The sequence below is a fragment of the Nocardia aurantia genome (assembly GCF_009604425.1).
Classification (GTDB): Bacteria; Actinomycetota; Actinomycetes; order Mycobacteriales; family Mycobacteriaceae; genus Nocardia; species Nocardia aurantia.
On the sequence record NZ_WEGI01000013.1, the window covers coordinates 75,068 to 91,584 of the forward strand.

Here is a 16,517-nt window from a genome sequence, read left to right on the forward strand (position 1 = left end):
TCGCCGAGCTGAGTCGGTGCCGGATCGGGCGGCCGGTTTCCGGTTAGCTGTACGGTGGCGGCCACCGACGGGCCGGAATCCGGAAGGAGCAGGCATGCAGCACAGGGGTTTCGGTGTGGCGCTGTCGCGTCGTTCGTTGTTCGGTGCGGGCGCGGCGCTGGCGGTGGGTGTGGGACTCGGCGCCTGCGGGGACGCGGAGAAGAAGAACGCGCCGGTCATGACCGGGAACAGTTCCGCGACCGGCACCACCACTGCCGCCGATCCGGTGTCCGTCGCCGCCGAGGCGTACGTCTTCGGCTATCCGCTGGTGCTGATGGATGTGACCCGCGAGCAGAGCGGCACGCCGAATGCCCTCTTCCACGCCCGCACGTTGCCGACCGCCGCCGATCACGGTGTGGTGCGGATGAACCTCGACACCCTCTACACCAGTGCGTGGCTGGATCTCCGGCCGGAACCGATGGTGTTGCAGGTGCCGGACATGGGGCCGGACCGGTACTGGCTGATGCAGCTGATGGATGCCTGGACCAATACCGTGCACAACCCGAGCAATGTGAAACCTCGAGTGCGGGAGGGGCAATCGACGTTCACCTACGCGATCGCCGGCCCGGGATGGTCGGGGGCGTTGCCGGACAACGTGACTCGTCTCGACATGCCCACCGCGACCGTGTGGATGATCGGCCGCACCCAGGTGAACGGTCCGGCGGATCTGGACGCCGTGCACGCCTTGCAGGATCGGATCGTGCTGGCGCCGTTGAGCGCCTGGACCGCGGGCCGGGTCGCGCCGGTCGCCGGCGCCACCATGGCCACCGGCACCCCGCCGCCGAAGGTGGTCAGTGGGATGAACAGCCGCACCTTCTTCGACCGGATGTGCGCGGTGCTGGCCGCGAATCCGCCTGCGGCAGCGGACGATATCGCGATGAAGCGGTTCGCCGCGATCGGGGTCCGGCCGGGCGGCACGGTCGAGGGACAGCCGGCCGACGCCCTCGACCAGGGCATCGCCGCGGCGCAGAAACGGTTGCAGGAGTACCACAATCCCGCGGCGAAGAACGAGAACGGCTGGATCTTCGCCACCAACGTCGGCGCCTACGGCACCGACTACGACCTGCGTGCCTACACCGCCAAGGTCGGGCTCGGCGCAAACCTCGCCGAGGATGCGGTGTACCCCAGCACATTCGGCGTCGCGGACGCCGACGGCACCCCCCGTCGCTACCGGATCCGGTTCGAACGGGATCAGCTGCCGCCGACGGCGGCGTTCTGGTCGCTCACCGCGTACGGATCCGACAACTATCTGGTGGACAATCCGGCCGGGATCTATTCCGTCGGGCATCAGACCCCGGTCGAGCCCGGCCCGGACGGGCGGGTGACCATCGCGGTACAGCACGAGGATCCGGGGCCGGACGTCGCGCCGGGGCATTGGCTGCCGATCCCCGCGACCGGCACGTTCTCGCTGAGCATGCGACTGTACGCGCCGAAACCCGAAGCGCTGGACGGCACCTGGCAACCGCCCGCGCTCACGCCGGTGAACTGAACCGCACCGGCGACGTGGCAGACGTGGTGTAACACAGCAGTAAACAAGTATTGCGCGAACGGCCGGGCTCGGGGCACGTTGGAAGGTACATCCATTCGCCGAGCCCGACCGGCGCAGACCCGCGGGAGTGGCCATGTACCAGCCACGGTACGACGAGCGACGGTTCACCGGTGAATCGGAGCGGCCGGGCGGGACGGTCCGGACCGCCGCGGCGTTGCTGGTCGTGGTCCTGGCCTTGGCCGCGTTTCTCGGTTACCGCGGGGAGTTGCCGGACTGGGCGGGCCAGTCCCGCGGCGCCTCCGCGGCGCTGTACGGGCCGCCGTTGCCGCCGATGGACGCCACCGCCGTCGCGCACACCGTCGAACCGGATCTGGTGAACGTCGACGTGCTGCTGCGGCCCAGCGGGGTCGCCGCGGCGGGTACCGGCATCGTGCTGACGCCTGACGGAGAGGTGCTGACCAGCCATCACGTGGTCAAGGGCGCCGACACGATCACGGTCGGCGATCTGGGTACCGGCACCGAGTTCCCGGCGACGGTGATCGGTTACGACGCCGACGCCGATATCGCCCTGCTGGCGATGACCGGCGCGCACGGGCTGCCGGTGGCCCGGATCGGGAGTTCGGGGGTGCTGCGGCTCGGCGACGAACTGGTGGCCATCGGCAACGCCGGCGGCACCGGGAGCCCGACCGCGTTCACCGGCTCGGTCACCGCGCTGGACTCCTCGATCGTGGCCCGCAACGCCGCCGACATGTCCCGCAAGGCGCTGACCGGCCTGATCGAGGTGGCGGCGCCCGTGATGGCCGGACAGTCCGGCGGCGCGCTGGTGGACCGCTACGGCGCGGTGGTCGGGGTGGTGACCGCGGCGTCCGGGGAACTGTCCCGGGCCTCCGGCCGGGCCAGCGGCTACGCCGTGCCGATCGATACGGCCATGAACGTGGTGCGGCAGATCCGTTCGGGCGCCCCCACCGACGCGGTGCACATCGGCCCGACCGCGACGCTGGGCGTCGTCACCTCGGACAGTCCGGCCGGGGCACGCGTCGATGTGAGCCTGTACGGTCAGCCCGCGTTCGCCGCCGGCGTGTCCGAGGGTGAAGTGATCACCGGCATCGACGGCCGGGTCGTGGGCTCGGTGCAGGCCCTGCGGGCGGCGCTGAATACGCACCGACCGGCCGAAACCGTACATCTGGATCTCACCGACCCGAACGGCTCGCGGCGCACGGTCGCGGTCGTGCTGGCCGCGGGGCCACCCAGCTGAGCCGGCTCAGAACAGCGAGGTCCAGTAGTCCTGGAAGCGCAGGAACACCAGCAGCAGAACCACCGCGTAGAACACGACCACGACGGTCCAGCGCCATTCGGCGACGATCCGCAGCGGGCCGCGCGCGTCGCCCCACAACTGGTCGGTGACCACCGCCAGCAGCGCGGGCGTCACCACCCACACCACCATGCAGTACGGGCACAGTGCGTTGATGCGGTAGAGGCTCTGGAAGATGAGCCAGCAGATGAAGCCGATGCCGAGCGCCAGACCGATCCACAGGCCACCCCAGATCCAGGCCGGCAGGCCCTGTCCGGCCACCGCGAGCACCGCGAGGGTGACGGCCACCGAGAACCCCACCACGCCGATCAGCGGATTCGGGAAGCCGAACGCCGCGGCTTGATGGGTCGCCATCACCGAACCGCAGGACAGGATCGGGTTGATGCTGCACGACGGCTTGTAGTTCGGATCCATGAAGAGTTTGAACCGCTCGTACGTCAGGGTGACGGCGGCGATCCAGCCCAGTAACGAGCCGATCAGCAGGATCCACGCGGACCGCGTGGGTGCGGCGACAGGGCCGGCCATCGGTTACTTGGCCGCCGCTTCGATGGTGGCCCGCAGGCCGCCGTTCTGCATCAACTCGGCCGAGGTGCCGATCTGCTTGTCGTTCACGAAGACGGTCGGCGTGGCCTGGATGCCGCTGTTCAGCACATCCTTGGTGACCTTCTGCACGTAGCTGTCGTACCTGTGGTCGGTGATGCACTGCGCGGTGGCCGGATCGGTGTAGCCGGCGTCCTGCGCGATCTGGACCAGGGTCTCGTCGGTGAGGCCGGTGCCGTTCTCCGGCGGCTGCTTCTGGTACATCGTGATCAGCCAGGGCAGGAACTTCGACGGGTCGGCGTCGGCGACGCAGTAGGCGGCGTTGGCCGCGCGCGAGGAGTACCGGGTGCCGGAGGACATCTTGTCGAGGAAGGCGATGATGTTGTACTCGACCGCCGCGGTGCCGTTGTTCACCTCGTCCTCGATCACCTGGCCGTTGGCCGCCTCGAACGCCTTGCACGCCGGGCACTGCAGATCGGCGACGACGCGCACGGTGACCTTGGCGCCGGGCTTGCCGATCCGGATGGAGCCGTTGTCGGTGATCGCGCCGCCGATGCCGCCGGACGACTGCGGGGCGGTGACCGCGGGGGTGGGGCCGGCGTCGTTGCTGTTCGACTTGTGCATCGCGATGCCGATGCCGATGCCGGCGATGAGCGCGATCAGCACGACCGCGACCGCCACCTGGACGGCGATGGTGCGCGAACGGTTGGTCCCCCGCACCGCCGCCAGCGAGTTCTTCCCACGCGGATTGTTGCTCACCGTTGCGTTCACCACGCCTTCCTGTGCTCACCGGACCACTGGGTAGCGCCCGGGCCGATCCTACGGGCTCGGGATCGGTTGGTCGCAGACGCGCCCGGGCACATCATGGTTGCCCAACCTGAGAGAACACGCAGAACAGGCCCGTAGACGGGTGAGCGGGGAACTGCCGCCGGACGGTCCGGCGCGCGCGGCATCGCGGCGCGCGAACTCAGCTCTTGCGCAGTCGCTTGCGCTGCTCCTCGACGTCGAAGTGGGCCGCGGGCCAGTCGAGTTTCAACGTCCCCAGGGCGTCGATGAGCAGTTCGGTGACCGCCAGCCGGGCATACCACTTGCTGTCGGCCGGGACCGCGTACCAGGGCGCGTACTCGGTGTCGGTGAGATCGAAGACCTCCTGGTACGCCTCCTGATAGGCGGCGACGTGGGCGCGTTCGTCGATATCGCTCGGGCTGAACTTCCAGTGCTTCTCGGGGCGGTCCAGCCGCTGCTCGAGTCGTTTGCGCTGTTCCTCGAGCGAGATCAGCAGGGCGACCTTCACGATCGTGATGCCGCTCTCGGCGGCCTTGCGCTCGAAGGTGTTGATCTCGGCGAAGCGCTTGCGCCACACCTCCGGCGGCACCATGTCGTGCACGCGGACGACCAGCACGTCCTCGTAGTGCGAGCGATCGAATACGCCGAGCTGCCCGGGCCGGGGCAACTGCCGGCGAACCCGCCACAGGTAGTGGTGGCGGCGCTCTTCGGCGGTGGGCACCCCGAAGGCGGCGTGATCGACGCCCTGCGGATCCACCGAGCCGATCACGTGGCGCACGATGCCGCCCTTGCCCGAGGTGTCCATACCCTGCAACACCAGCAGCACGCTGCGCGAATCACCGCTGCGGCCATTGGCGTACAGCTTCTCCTGCAGATCGGCCAGCACCGGGCGGCGCTGCTCGATCAGCAGTTCCGCGGTCTTCTTCGCACCCAGCTTCTTGTCGGGGCGGAAACCCGGAGTGGCGCTGGCGTCGAACTCGGCGACCTGGACGCCCTCTGCCCGTAGCGCCTCGGTCACCGGAACTGACCAGTTAGTTTTTGCCATGGGGGCAGTATGAACGGGAGAGGGCGATATCGGAACACACAGGTGACGCATCGGTATCGACCGGGGGTGCGGGCATGAACGTCGCGGCCCGGAACGCAGGACGCCCCCGGCCCGAAGGGGATTCGAGGCCGGGGGCGAGTCTCCCACTGAGCTGGGAGGCGAAGCAACAGCAACTATATCCGGCCCACGGGACGGCTGTGGCGGTTTCGGCGGCCCGATCAGAGGTAGGGCTGGGATGCCGATTCGATGCCGGCCAGCCGCAGCAACTGCTCGGCGAAGTCGAGATCCGACACCGGGGTCAGGGTCAGATCGGCGGCGGTGGTGAGCAGATACCGGCCGTCGCCGGTGAAATCGAGCCAGGTGCGGTGCCGGGTCGGCGGCGACATCGGATCGTCGGGAGCGATGGTGACGGTGAGGAATCCGCGCGCGTCCACCGGGGAGCGCAGCTTGCGGCGGAAGTGAGCGGCGGTGCCCTCGTCCGGGCTGCCGTCGGGGGCGAGGCCGGCGGAACCGAGCACGGCGTCCTGCGGTTCCCGCAGCGGCCCCTGCACGCCCGCCGGCGCGGAGCCGATCACCGTCACCAGGCGTTCCCCCACCGCGCGGGCGTGACACACCGAGACGGAGACGGTGTCGGTGCGGGCCACCAGGATTCCGGCGTGGTTGTGCACGACGGCCGCGAAGGCCAGGATCCGTTCCGGATCGCCGGAGCGCTCGCCCGCGACCGTGATCGTGGTGGCGTCGGCGCGGGCGCACAGCATCAGTGCGGCGGTCAGGTCGGGATCGGTGTTGCGCGCGTACCGGGAACGCAGACCCAGTGCGGCGTACTCGGATTCGGTGCGCACGGTGGCGGCGGGGGTGATGTTCACCGGATACGGCCGGCGATCCATCCCGGTCTCCGAGGCCCAGACGTGGGTGAATTCGTCCGGGGTCAGCGTCCATCTCACCGTTGCGGCCCTTCGCCGGGGCCGGAATCCGGAGGCAGCGGGGCGAATCGGGGCACGCTGTCGCCGGAGGCGGGCAGCGTCGGGTTGTAGCGGTAGGTCATGACGTCGCGGACGTCGGCCAGCGTCGTGGCGGCCCGCAGGTCGTACTCGGCGCGGCGCCGGGCGCCGTGCACGGCCTCCGCGGCCGGATCCGCCAGCGGCAGATAGGGCGGGGGAGGCGCGGCGATCGCGTCGCGGATCGTCTGTGCCGCTTCGGAATCCGCGGCGAGCAGGCGGTGCAGGGCGGCGCAGGCGTCGGCCGCGGCCAGGCCGTGGCTCAGCAACTGCCGGGTCGCCTCCAGGGCGGCCTGGCGGGTGCGGCCGGACCAGCGCGCCAGGCCGGCGTCGGTGGCGGCCGCGAAGGCGTGGAACGCCTCATCGATCAATTCGCCGCGCCGCTGCCAGGTTTCGGCCACCTGGCCGATCGCACCCGGGTCGAGCCGCTCGTGCACGAGCTCCCAGATCTCCCGATGGCTGTAGCCGCCGAATATCTCACGGTCGGGGACGTACGGTGCGTCCGTGTTCTCCGCTGGTCCGTCCGGGCGCATCGCCGATGTCCTTGTCTGCCGATGGGTTTCGTCGGTGTTCCGCGCCGCCGGACGGCGGTGTCAGCGCCGGGCCTCGTCGTCGCCGGCCACCAGTCGCAACGCGGCGTGGCCGGCCGCCTCGGCCTCCGCGAACTGCTTGCCCGCGGCCAGGAACGCCGCCTCGAGCAGCAGCGCGGCCTGCTGGAACGCGGTCACGGTGTCGGCGAATTCACTTGCCTTACCGGAGAATCCGCGGGCCAGCGCCCGCCCGGACGGCAGGGCGCCGAAGCCCGGGCCGAAGGTGTCGGTCCGGCTGTCCAGACGCGCCGCCTGCAGGTCGTCGACCAGCCGGGAACAGGCCGTGGCCAGGTCCCGCGCCACGTCCGGAGCGATCTCGAGGATCGCCTCACCGTTGGATTCCAATGCCGCCGAATACAGTTCGCGCGCGGCTCGCTGCCCGATCTCCGGAATAGCCACCGTGTGGTCCCCTTCCCGACCGCCGATGGTCCGGCACCCTACCGTAGCCCGGCGGTGCGGGGAACCCCTCGGGTTCCCGATGGGCTCCGAAGTGCCCGGCGGACGGCAGTTTTCGGCCCGCGCGTGGCGGCAGTTTCCGGGCCGCGCGCGGCCGCAGTTTCGGACCGCCCGGCGGTAGATCTCGGCCGCACGGCGGTGTCTCGGGTCGCGCGCGGCGATTAGGTGCCGGGGCCGTGCGGGCTGTAGCTTGCGGGTCGCTTTCGGCCGCGGGGTTCAGGCCCGTTCGACCTCGATGGTCATCCCCGCCGCGCGCAGCCGCTCGGTGAGCGCGTCGCCCATCGCCGCCGCGGGGGTCAGGATGCCTGTCTGCGGCGGCAGGTCGTCGTAGGCCAGGCACAGTCCGGACTCGCCGAGCAGCACCGACGTCGCCTGGTAGCCCGGATCGCCGGCGCCCGCGAAGGTGGCCACGTATTTGGCGCCGGAGGTGGTGTGCGCGAACGTCTTCATGGTGAACCAGCCACTGCGCCGGGCCTTCTCGCTCGGGCCGGTGCCGGGCGAGGGCAGGACCCGGTCCAGCAGCCGCCGCCCGGCCGACACCCGCGACAGCACGGCGCCGGCGGCGGTGGCGGCGACGATGCCGCCCGCCATGCCGGCGGCCACCAGCGGCGCGGTCCGGGACCGGCCCGCGCTCATCACCTCGCGGTAGCGGAAGTTCTTGCCGTACACCCAGCCCAGCAGGCCGTTGCTGCGGCGCACGATCTTGGTGTTGTGCGCGGCCATCACGAACGTCGACACCCAGCCGTCGAGGCTGCCGTCGATCGCCGACGCCCGCTGCAGCGCCTGATCGGTCTGCCGGCCCACCTCCGGGTCCAGCGCCGGATCCGGGGACAGCGAATACGGATGCGACAGCACCCGGGCCTTGCCCGGATCCGCGGCGACCGCCTCCATCATGGCGCGCGCGGAATCGATGGTGCCGCCGCTCATTCCGCCCTTCAGCCAGGCGACCAGGGTGGTGTCGGTGAGTTCGCCGGTGTTGTCGGCGACGGTGCGGCGGTACAGCTGGTACACGCTCAGATCCGACGGGATCGAGTCGTAGCCACAGGAATTCACGATTCGCGCGCCGGTCGCCACGGCCCGCTCCTGCGCCTGATCGATGCAGTCGCGGACGAACAGCGGCTCGCCGGTGAGATCGGCGTAGTGGGTGCCGGCCTGCGCGCAGGCGCGGACCAGCGGCAGCCCGTAGCGCAGGTACGGCCCGACCGTGCTGACCACCACGCGGGTCCGCGCGGCCAGTTCGTCGAGGCTGCGCTGATCGGTCGAATCCGCTTGCAGCAGCGGCCATTCCGCAGCGACGCCGCCCAGTTCGGCCCGCACCCGGGCCAGCTTGTCGAGCGACCGGCCCGCCAGTGCGACGCGGGCGCCCTCCGGTGCGGCCTCGGCCAGATACTCGGCCGTCAGTACGCCCACGAATCCCGTCGCACCGAACAGCACGAGGTCGAATTCCCGGTCAGTCATGAATTTCCCATCCGGTCGCCTGCCGCGGCCCGCGATCGAGATCCGGCCGTCGTTGTCCGATACCTACCGTATCGGCTACCGGCGCGGCGCGGGTCGTCCGCCTCGCCGGTCCAGCCAGGCGTGGTGGGCCTTGCCGAGTTCCGTGACCGGCGGATCCCCGTAGAGCCACTCGCGGGCGATGCGATGCCAGTTGGCGGTGGCGCCGAGCTGGCCGAGTACACCGAAGGTGAGGAAGTCGGCGCGCCGCGAGAACAGGTGTTCGGCGGGCAGATTCTGCAGGCGCATCCCGGAGTACTCCCCGGCCCGGGGATCCACCGCGAGCAGGAAGGCGCCGCTGGCGAGCTCCGGGGTGATGGTGAGTTCCTCGTCGACCGCCACCCATTCCGAGGCCGACAGCACGTACTCGAGGGCCTGCTCGGCGGTGACCTCCGCCGGCGTCTCGATGACGCCGCGCTCGATCAGCAACTGCCGCAGATCCTCGGCGCGGTCCTCGGCGGCGGCCCGGATGCCCTCGGCCTCGAAGCCGACATCGCGGGGGTTCATCCGGTTGAACAGCCCGAAATCGAGGAAGGCGACCCGGCCGTCCGCGCCGAGGAGCAGATTGCCCGGATGCGGATCCCCGCAGAACTCGAAGAAGGTGAACAGTGAACCGACGTAGAACCGGTAGACGATCTCGCCGACCCGATCCCGCTCGGCGGCGGGCAGTTGCTGGATCTGCGCGAAATCGCAGCCGGGAAAGTATTCGCTGACCAGTACGTGCGCGCTGGACAACTCCGGGAACGCGCGCGGCACCGCGATGAACGGATGGTCGGCGTAGAGATCGGCGATATCGGCCTGGGTGCGCGCCTCGGCGACGTAGTCGAGCTCGCTCTCCAGATTCAGCCGCAGTTCGTCCAGCACCGCCGGGGTGATCCACGGCATCGCCGATTGCAGCACCCGCCGGAACATGGTCAGATTCCGCAGATCCGCGCGGACCGCGCGATCGATACCGGGATACTGCACCTTCACCGCGACCTCGCGGCCGTCGTGCAACCGCGCTCGGTAGACCTGGCCGATCGAGGCCGCCGCCACCGGTTCCGGTTCGAATTCGGCGAACAGCTTGGTGAGCGGCCGGCCGGCATCCTCCTCGATGACCGCGCGCATGGTGTCGAAGGACACTTTCGGCGCACTGTCGCGCAGCACCGCCAGCCGGCGCTGGAAACGTTCGCGATGCTCCGGTGGCACCAGATCCAGATCCAGCACGGACAGCATCTGCCCGAGCTTCATCGCGACGCCCTTCATGGTGCCCAGCACCAGGACCATCTGCTCGGTGGAGCGGAGCATCGACTCCTCGGCCATCCGGGCCCGGACCTCCTCGGACCGGCCACGCATCGACCGCCGGGCGCGCTGCGCGCGAAGGACGTTGCCCGCGACCACCGCGCCGAGTTTCGTGCCGCGCGCCAAACGGGACGTGGGAACCGCGTCGGCGGCCCGCTTCCCTGCGTCCTTCACCGTCGGTCTCCCCGCGTCCTGGGCCGGAATCCGGCAGATTCACCGATCATCAGGGTAACGAGATCGGCGGTCCGCGGACAGGTCCGGACGAATACGGGGTGAACGGTCAGGGCAGCTGCTCGTCGGGGGTGGGGAGGCGGTGCGGGACCGCGTTGAAGCGCTCGGGCGAACCGCCCGCGCGAACCATGCCCTCGATGGCGCTCCACGCCATCATGGTCAGGTGGTCGAGCATCGCGTCCTTGGACATGGTGCGGTTGGTGATCCACCAGTCCACCGCGAGCTGGACGCCGCCGACCAGCACGTGCGCCCACAGCATGACGCCCTCGGTGGAGACGCCGCGATCGAACGCCTTGTCCTGCAGGACCGCCGCCACCACATCGGCGAACAACCGCTCGAAGTCGGCCAGCGTGGTCTTGTCGGTGCTGGAGGTGTTGCCCATGATGAAGCGGTACACGTCCGGATCGGCGTCCACGGTGTGCACGTAGGCGGCGAGGGTGTTGCGGACCAGCTCGTAGTCGTCCTGGTCCTCGCTGATCGCCTCGTAGATCCGCGGCATCAGGGTGGTCTCGATGAACCGTTCCATGGTGGCGCGGGTGAGATCGTTCTTATCGGAGAAGTACCGATAGAGCACCGTTTTGGAGACGCCGATCTCGGCCGCGATCTCGTCCATGCCGAGGTCGCCGCCGCGCTTGCGGATCGCCGACAGGGTGCCGTCGACCAGCTCTTCGCGCCGGTCGATCTTGTGCTGGTGCCAGCGCCGCTTGCGGCCGTCCACCCGGCCGCCGCGCGCCGGCGGGGTGCGCGTCACGTCGACGAGTTCTTCGGTGGACAGGACGGGCTCCTATCGTCGATGGGAGAGCCGATGGCAATGGGGCACTCCCAGCTTAAGTCCTCGGCCTCGCCGCCGTTCGTCTTCCCGTCGCGTGGCCGTGCGCGCATACCGCCGTCGCGACCCAGCAGAATGGAATCATGGAGCACTCAGCCGGTAGCAGCCCCGTACTGGTGGAGCCCGGTGCCGTCGCCGGGCCGCCGCCACGCGCCGTGGCCGCGGGGCCGCCGCGGCGACCGTCCCCGCCGCCGGACTCGTTCGCCGGATTGCTCGACGAGGCCGGCAAGCGCCGCGATCTGCGTCGGATGAAGACCGTCGCCACCGGATTCCTGGTGGCGGCGACCGTGATCTATCTGCTGTGCAGCTGGCTGAGCGCGCACGGCGCCGGCGCCTGGGTGGGCTATGTGCGCGCGGCGTCCGAGGCCGGCATGGTCGGCGCGCTGGCCGACTGGTTCGCGGTGACGGCGCTGTTCCGGCATCCGCTCGGGCTGCCCATTCCGCACACCGCGATCATCCGGAAGAAGAAGGATCAACTCGGCGCCGGGCTCGGCGATTTCGTGCGGGCGAATTTCCTCTCGTCCGACACCGTCGCGGCCAAGGTGAATTCCGCGCAGATCTCGCTGCGACTGGGCCGCTGGATGGCCGATCCGCAGCACGCCGCACGGGTTTCCGAGGAATCGTCCACGATTCTGCGCGCGGTGGTCGGCGCGCTGCGCGACGAGGACGTCGAGCAGATCATCGACCAGACCATCGTGAAGCGCATCGCGGAACCGGAGTGGGGACCGCCGATCGGCCGGGTGCTCGCCGAACTGCTCGCCGACAACCGGCAGGCCGCGCTGCTGGACCTGCTGGCCGAGCGCGCCCACCAATGGGCGCTGGGCAGCCAGGAGACCCTCGATCGCATCGTGATGCGGGACGCCCCCAACTGGGCGCCGAAATTCGTCAATGTGCTGCTGTCGGAACGGATATACCGGGAATTGGTGGAATTCACCTGGAAGATCCGTTCGCAGCCCGACCACGAGGTCCGGGTCGCGGTGAACCGTTTCCTCGAGGAATTCGCGCGCGATCTGCAGTTCGATCCCGCGATGATCAAGAAAGCGGAGCGGGTCAAGGCGGAGATCATGGGCCGCGAGGAGATCACCGGTATGGCCCGCGCCACCTGGCGGGCGGCCAAGCGGATGATCCTGGAATCCGCCGACGACCCGAACAGCACCCTGCGCCGCAAGGTCACCGAGAACGTGCAGCAACTCGGCGACCGGCTGGCCGACGACGCGGAACTGCGCGATCGGGTGGACTCCTGGCTGGAACGCGGCGTGCGCTATCTCGTGGTCACCTACGGCGCCGAGATCGCCACGCTGATCAGCGACACCGTCGCCCGCTGGGACGCCGACGAGGCCAGCAGCAAGATCGAGTTGCAAGCGGGCCGGGATCTGCAGTTCATCCGGATCAACGGCACGGTGGTCGGCTCGCTGGCCGGATTGGTGATCTACACCCTCTCCCACCTCGTGTTCGCCGTCTGATCGGGTACGCGACACCCCATGTCACGGGGTGCTAACTGGAGTGCTTGCAAGAGCTAGCACCCTGTCCTAGAATCGGCGGCACAACCGCCGGAAGGTGAGTCATGGCACAGGAGCCCGAGGTTTCCGACCGGACGACCGGGGAATCCGCGGAACAACAGTCCGCGGTCGCCGGAGATCGGGTGGGCCGCGTAGCCAACGCGGCACACGACATCGGAGGCTTCATCCGGGCGCAGCGAGAAGCCGCTCAGGTATCGCTGCGTCAGCTCGCGCAGCTGGCGGGGGTGAGCAATCCGTATCTCAGTCAGATCGAGCGCGGATTGCGCAATCCGTCCGCCGAGGTGCTCGCGCAGATCGCGAAGGGTCTGCGGGTGTCCTCGGAGGTCTTGTACATGCGGGCCGGCTTCCTCGAGCAGAGGTCGCACGGACCGGTGCGGGACGCCTTGCTGGCCGACACCGTGATCACCGAACGGCAGAAGCAGGTCCTGCTGGACATCTACGAATCGTTCCGCCGGGAGAACTCCGGCGGCGGCGCCGCCTTCGAGAGTCCTGACGGCGGCGCAACCGTCGAGAGCCCTGGCCCCATCAGCCAGGAGAACGAAACATCATGACCGACACCATCACTCCTTCCGTCACCAAATCGCTGTACGCCACCGTCGGCGCCGGCGACGCGCTCTACGCCGCCGTCACCGAGGTCGTCGACAAGGTGCGTGGCCGTGCCGGCGGCACCGATGTCAGCGGCCGGGTCGAGGAGGCCCGCGAGCGGCTGTCCACGCTGCCGGCGGATGTCCAGGAGCAGATCGGGACGCTGCGGCAGCGGCTGCCGGAGGACATCGCCGAGCTGCGCGAGAGGTACAACCCGGCCAAGCTGAGCTCGGCCGAGACCCGCAGCAAGCTGACCGCCGAGCTCAACGACCGGTTCGGCCCGGACGAGCTGCGCAAGCTGGCCGACCAGTACTACCAGCAGTTCCTCGGCGTGTACGCCGAGCTCGCCGAGCGCGGCGAGGTCACCGTGGGCCGGCTGCGCGCCACCCCGGGGGTCGAGGAGCGCATCGGCCAGGTCGAGGGCGTCTACAACGACGTCGTCCACCGCGCCGAGGGCGTGCTCGGCAAGGTGTCCGGGCAGGTCGGTGGCCTGCTGGGCGGCCGGACCGGCCAGGTCGAGGAGGCCGATCGGGGCGAGGACGTCGTGCCGGTCGTCGACGGCGAGGTCGTCGGGGTGACCACCGAGACCGAGGTGCTCGCCGAGCAGGCCGCCGCCGAACAGGCCGCCGCCGACGATGCCGCGGCCGTGCAGGCCGCCGCCGAGCGGGCGGCCGGCAAGAAGGCTTCGGCGAAGAAGGCCGCGCCCAGGAAGCCCGCCGACCAGTAACCGCCTTCGCGGGATCCGTCCCACCGCCTCCGCGCATCCCCGTGCGCGGAGGCGGTGGCGTACTCGCGGAAGCTCCTATCATGGATGCCGTGTCCCTGACTCATGGCGTTCTCACCCTGATCTGGCTCGCCGCCGTAGGGGCGACCATCTTCGCGCTCATCCATGCCGTCCGGCAGCGGTCCGACGCTTTCACCGCGGTCGACAAGCTGACCAAGCCCATCTGGCTGACCATCCTCGGGGTGGCGCTGGCCTTCCTGGTGCTGGCGGAGACGGCGATCGGGCTGCTGGGCCTGGCCGCGGTGGTGGCCACCGGCGTCTACCTCGCCGACGTGCGGCCCAAGGTCGACGAGGTGCAGCGCGGCCCGCGCTGGTAAGGGGACTTGTCGTATCTCCCATGCGCCCGCCGCTGTTCGTTGTGCGGGTTCACTGATCTGTTGTCCGCTCTGGTCGGCATCGCCCGGGCAAGTTACTGTGTCAGTAAGTTACTGTTGTATTAGGTAACACACAGTTCGTTGCACAAGGGAGTGTTCGGATGCCGGCGGTGTTCTCGCCGATCCAGGATCGGATTCGTGATCGGTTGCGCGCCCACCGAGTGGGCCTGCGCACGCGTCGCTACACCACCGCGGCGTTCAACCCACCGGCCGTCGCGTCGGAGGCCACCGCGGTCACCGCGGCCGACGGCACCCGCCTGCGAGTCCACGCCTACGGGCCCGCCGACGGGGACGTGGTCGTGCTGGTGCACGGCTGGACCTGCTGCCTCGAGTACTGGAACCCCCAGATCAACGCGTTCGCCGGGAACTATCGCATGGTCGCCTACGACCTGCGCGGCCACGGCGGCAGCGATCTCGGCCCGGTCCCGCCGACGCCGGAACTGCTCGCCGACGATCTCGCCGCCGTCCTGACCGCGGTGTTGCGGCCCGGGCAGCGCGCGGTGCTGGTCGGGCACAGTCTCGGCGGGATGACCATCCAGGCGTGGGCGGCGCGGCATCCGGAGCGAGTGGCCGAGCAGGCTTCGGCCGTGGTGCTGACCAATACCGCCCCCGGCAATCTGATCGCCGAGACCACGGTGCTGCCGGTCTTCAATCGCGGGCTGATCCCGCTGCCGCAGGGGCTGGGCCGCTGGGGTCTGGCCGCGCAGTTGCTGTTCCCGCCGATTCCGCCGGTGCGCTGGGCCTTTCGCCGGCAGGTGATGACGCTGGCGTCCACCGGGGACGTGGCCGACTTCGCGCTGTCGATCGTGCGGTCGTGCCCGGCGACGGTGCGCGGGATGTTCGGGCTGCTACTGGGCGATCTCGCGCTCGGGCGGGCAGCGGAGAACCTGACCGTGCCCACCACCGTCATCGCCGGTGATCGCGACGACCTCACGCCGCCGGTGCATTCCCGGCGGTTGGTCGAAATGCTCACGCGGGCAGGCTCATTCGATGCCTACCGGGTGCTGCACACCGGACATCTCGGCAATGTCGAGGCGTACGCGGAATTCAACGCGGAGTTGGAACGGGTGCTGGTCGCGGCGCATCGCGGCGCGGAGGCCACCGCCTGACGACGGTCGCGGGCGCGAATCCACCGGGTCGTACCCGGAGCAGGTTCCCGCACCCATCTGGCGCGGAATACGGTGCGGGATCCTGCCCTGGGTATGAAACATGATGAGCGGCAACAAGTTTCAGGCCGCCGGGTAAGCCGTTGCCGCGTGGTGGGTCCGGTGGGCCGCGCTCAGTCGAAGACGACCGTGCGGCGGCCGTGGACCAGTACCCGGCCCTCCAGGTGCCAGCGCAGGCCGCGGGCCAGCACGACGCGTTCGATGTCGCGGCCCTGGCGGACCATGTCGCGGGCGGTGTCGGCGTGGTCGATGCGGGTGACGTCCTGTTCGATGATCGGGCCGGCGTCCAGCTCCGGGGTCACGTAGTGGCAGGTGGCGCCGATCAGTTTCACGCCGCGCGCGAACGCCTGATGGTAGGGCCGCGCGCCGACGAACGACGGCAGGAAGCTGTGGTGGATGTTGATCGCGCGGCCCGCCCAGTGTTCGCACAGTGCGGCGGGCAGCACCTGCATGAACCGGGCGAGTACCACCGCATCCGGTTCGTGGGCGTCGACCAGCGCGCGGACCTGCTCGAACGCCGGGCCGCGCTCGGCGGGGTCGCGGGGGAAGGGCACGTGATGGAACTTGACGCCGTGTGCCCGGGTCATGTCCGCCAGATCGGGGTGGTTGCCGACGACCGCCTCGATGGTGGCCGGTAGCTCGCCGCTCGCGGCCCGGCCCAGCAGGTCGTGCAGGCAGTGACCGTCCTTGCTGACCAGCAGCACCGCGCGCCGGCGGGCGGCGGAATCCAGCACCTGCCAGTCCGTCTCGGGGCTCAGCTCCGCCGCCACCGCCGCGAACCGCGCGCGCAGCTCGTCGAGCGGGAACGGCACCGTCGGCGCGAGGATGGCCTGGCGGGTGAAGAACCAGCCCGACTCCCGGTCGGAATGGTATCCGGCCTCCACGATCGACCCACCGAACTCGGCGATGAACGAGGTGATCCGGGCGATGATGCCCGGGCGGTCCGGGCAGCCGAGGGTCAGCACGTAACGCCGGTCGTCGGAAGTGGAGCTCATCGC

General features: G+C 69.9%; 17 protein-coding genes. 7 read left to right on the forward strand and 10 right to left on the reverse strand.

Features of this window, described 5'->3' with window-relative positions; genetic code table 11:
- The first annotated feature begins 94 nt into the window (after window positions 1–94).
- Window positions 95–1,528 (forward strand): DUF1254 domain-containing protein, encoded by a 1,434-nt coding sequence (locus NRB56_RS28590; protein WP_153347448.1) that lies wholly within the window; start codon window positions 95–97, stop codon window positions 1,526–1,528.
- A 133-nt stretch (window positions 1,529–1,661) separates the two neighbouring features.
- Window positions 1,662–2,783, forward strand: coding sequence for a S1C family serine protease (locus NRB56_RS28595; RefSeq protein ID WP_153347449.1), 1,122 nt, complete (start codon window positions 1,662–1,664; stop codon window positions 2,781–2,783).
- Between the two features lie 6 nt (window positions 2,784–2,789).
- Here the strand turns inward: NRB56_RS28595 and NRB56_RS28600 are convergent, their stop codons facing one another.
- The 9 genes from NRB56_RS28600 to NRB56_RS28640 form a co-directional block, all read right to left on the reverse strand.
- Window positions 2,790–3,365 carry a vitamin K epoxide reductase family protein gene (locus NRB56_RS28600; protein ID WP_153347450.1) on the reverse strand — a complete coding sequence of 192 codons (576 nt, stop codon included), beginning with the start codon at window positions 3,363–3,365 and terminating at the stop codon, window positions 2,790–2,792.
- A gap of 3 nt (window positions 3,366–3,368) precedes the next feature.
- Window positions 3,369–4,151 (reverse strand): DsbA family protein, encoded by a 783-nt coding sequence (locus NRB56_RS28605; protein ID WP_319943673.1) that lies wholly within the window; start codon window positions 4,149–4,151, stop codon window positions 3,369–3,371.
- A gap of 196 nt (window positions 4,152–4,347) precedes the next feature.
- Window positions 4,348–5,211, reverse strand: a complete 864-nt coding sequence (locus tag NRB56_RS28610) for a PPK2 family polyphosphate kinase (protein ID WP_153347451.1) — start codon at window positions 5,209–5,211, stop codon at window positions 4,348–4,350.
- A 218-nt stretch (window positions 5,212–5,429) separates the two neighbouring features.
- Entirely contained in the window at window positions 5,430–6,155 is a 726-nt protein-coding gene (locus tag NRB56_RS28615) for an ESX secretion-associated protein EspG (protein WP_319943674.1), read from the reverse strand.
- Window positions 6,152–6,742: a hypothetical protein gene (locus NRB56_RS28620; RefSeq protein ID WP_153347452.1), complete on the reverse strand. Its 591-nt coding sequence runs from the start codon at window positions 6,740–6,742 to the stop codon at window positions 6,152–6,154. The genes NRB56_RS28615 and NRB56_RS28620 overlap by 4 nt, the downstream gene beginning before the upstream one ends.
- 60 nt (window positions 6,743–6,802) lie before the next feature.
- A complete protein-coding gene (locus tag NRB56_RS28625) occupies window positions 6,803–7,198 on the reverse strand; it encodes a hypothetical protein (protein ID WP_319943675.1) in 396 nt (131 codons plus the stop codon).
- A 273-nt stretch (window positions 7,199–7,471) separates the two neighbouring features.
- The gene (locus NRB56_RS28630; protein ID WP_153347453.1) at window positions 7,472–8,713 is read right to left on the reverse strand and encodes a saccharopine dehydrogenase family protein; all 1,242 of its coding nucleotides are present in this window, start codon (window positions 8,711–8,713) and stop codon (window positions 7,472–7,474) included.
- Window positions 8,714–8,788: 75 nt separating this feature from the next.
- The gene (locus NRB56_RS28635) at window positions 8,789–10,204 is read right to left on the reverse strand and encodes an ABC1 kinase family protein (protein WP_319943676.1); all 1,416 of its coding nucleotides are present in this window, start codon (window positions 10,202–10,204) and stop codon (window positions 8,789–8,791) included.
- A 106-nt stretch (window positions 10,205–10,310) separates the two neighbouring features.
- On the reverse strand, window positions 10,311–11,012 hold the full coding sequence (locus NRB56_RS28640) for a TetR/AcrR family transcriptional regulator (RefSeq protein ID WP_319943677.1): 702 nt from the start codon (window positions 11,010–11,012) through the stop codon (window positions 10,311–10,313).
- Between the two features lie 326 nt (window positions 11,013–11,338).
- Here NRB56_RS28640 and NRB56_RS28645 point away from each other — a divergent pair, with 326 nt between their 5' ends.
- The 5 genes from NRB56_RS28645 (at window position 11,339) to NRB56_RS28665 (ending at window position 15,462) form a co-directional block, all read left to right on the forward strand.
- Complete coding sequence (locus NRB56_RS28645; protein ID WP_153347613.1) at window positions 11,339–12,553, forward strand: DUF445 domain-containing protein; 1,215 nt, start codon at window positions 11,339–11,341, stop codon at window positions 12,551–12,553.
- A 101-nt stretch (window positions 12,554–12,654) separates the two neighbouring features.
- Window positions 12,655–13,161: a helix-turn-helix domain-containing protein gene (locus NRB56_RS28650; RefSeq protein WP_153347455.1), complete on the forward strand. Its 507-nt coding sequence runs from the start codon at window positions 12,655–12,657 to the stop codon at window positions 13,159–13,161.
- Window positions 13,158–13,922 carry a heparin-binding hemagglutinin gene (locus NRB56_RS28655; protein WP_153347456.1) on the forward strand — a complete coding sequence of 255 codons (765 nt, stop codon included), beginning with the start codon at window positions 13,158–13,160 and terminating at the stop codon, window positions 13,920–13,922. Before NRB56_RS28650 ends, NRB56_RS28655 begins: the two co-directional genes overlap by 4 nt.
- Before the next feature lie 80 nt (window positions 13,923–14,002).
- On the forward strand, window positions 14,003–14,296 hold the full coding sequence (locus tag NRB56_RS28660; RefSeq protein ID WP_153347457.1) for a DUF2516 family protein: 294 nt from the start codon (window positions 14,003–14,005) through the stop codon (window positions 14,294–14,296).
- A gap of 158 nt (window positions 14,297–14,454) precedes the next feature.
- Entirely contained in the window at window positions 14,455–15,462 is a 1,008-nt protein-coding gene (locus NRB56_RS28665) for an alpha/beta fold hydrolase (RefSeq protein ID WP_153347458.1), read from the forward strand.
- A 170-nt stretch (window positions 15,463–15,632) separates the two neighbouring features.
- Here NRB56_RS28665 and purU read toward each other — a convergent pair whose 3' ends face one another.
- Window positions 15,633–16,514 carry a formyltetrahydrofolate deformylase gene (gene purU, locus NRB56_RS28670; RefSeq protein WP_153347459.1) on the reverse strand — a complete coding sequence of 294 codons (882 nt, stop codon included), beginning with the start codon at window positions 16,512–16,514 and terminating at the stop codon, window positions 15,633–15,635.
- Between the last annotated feature and the right edge of the window lie 3 nt (window positions 16,515–16,517).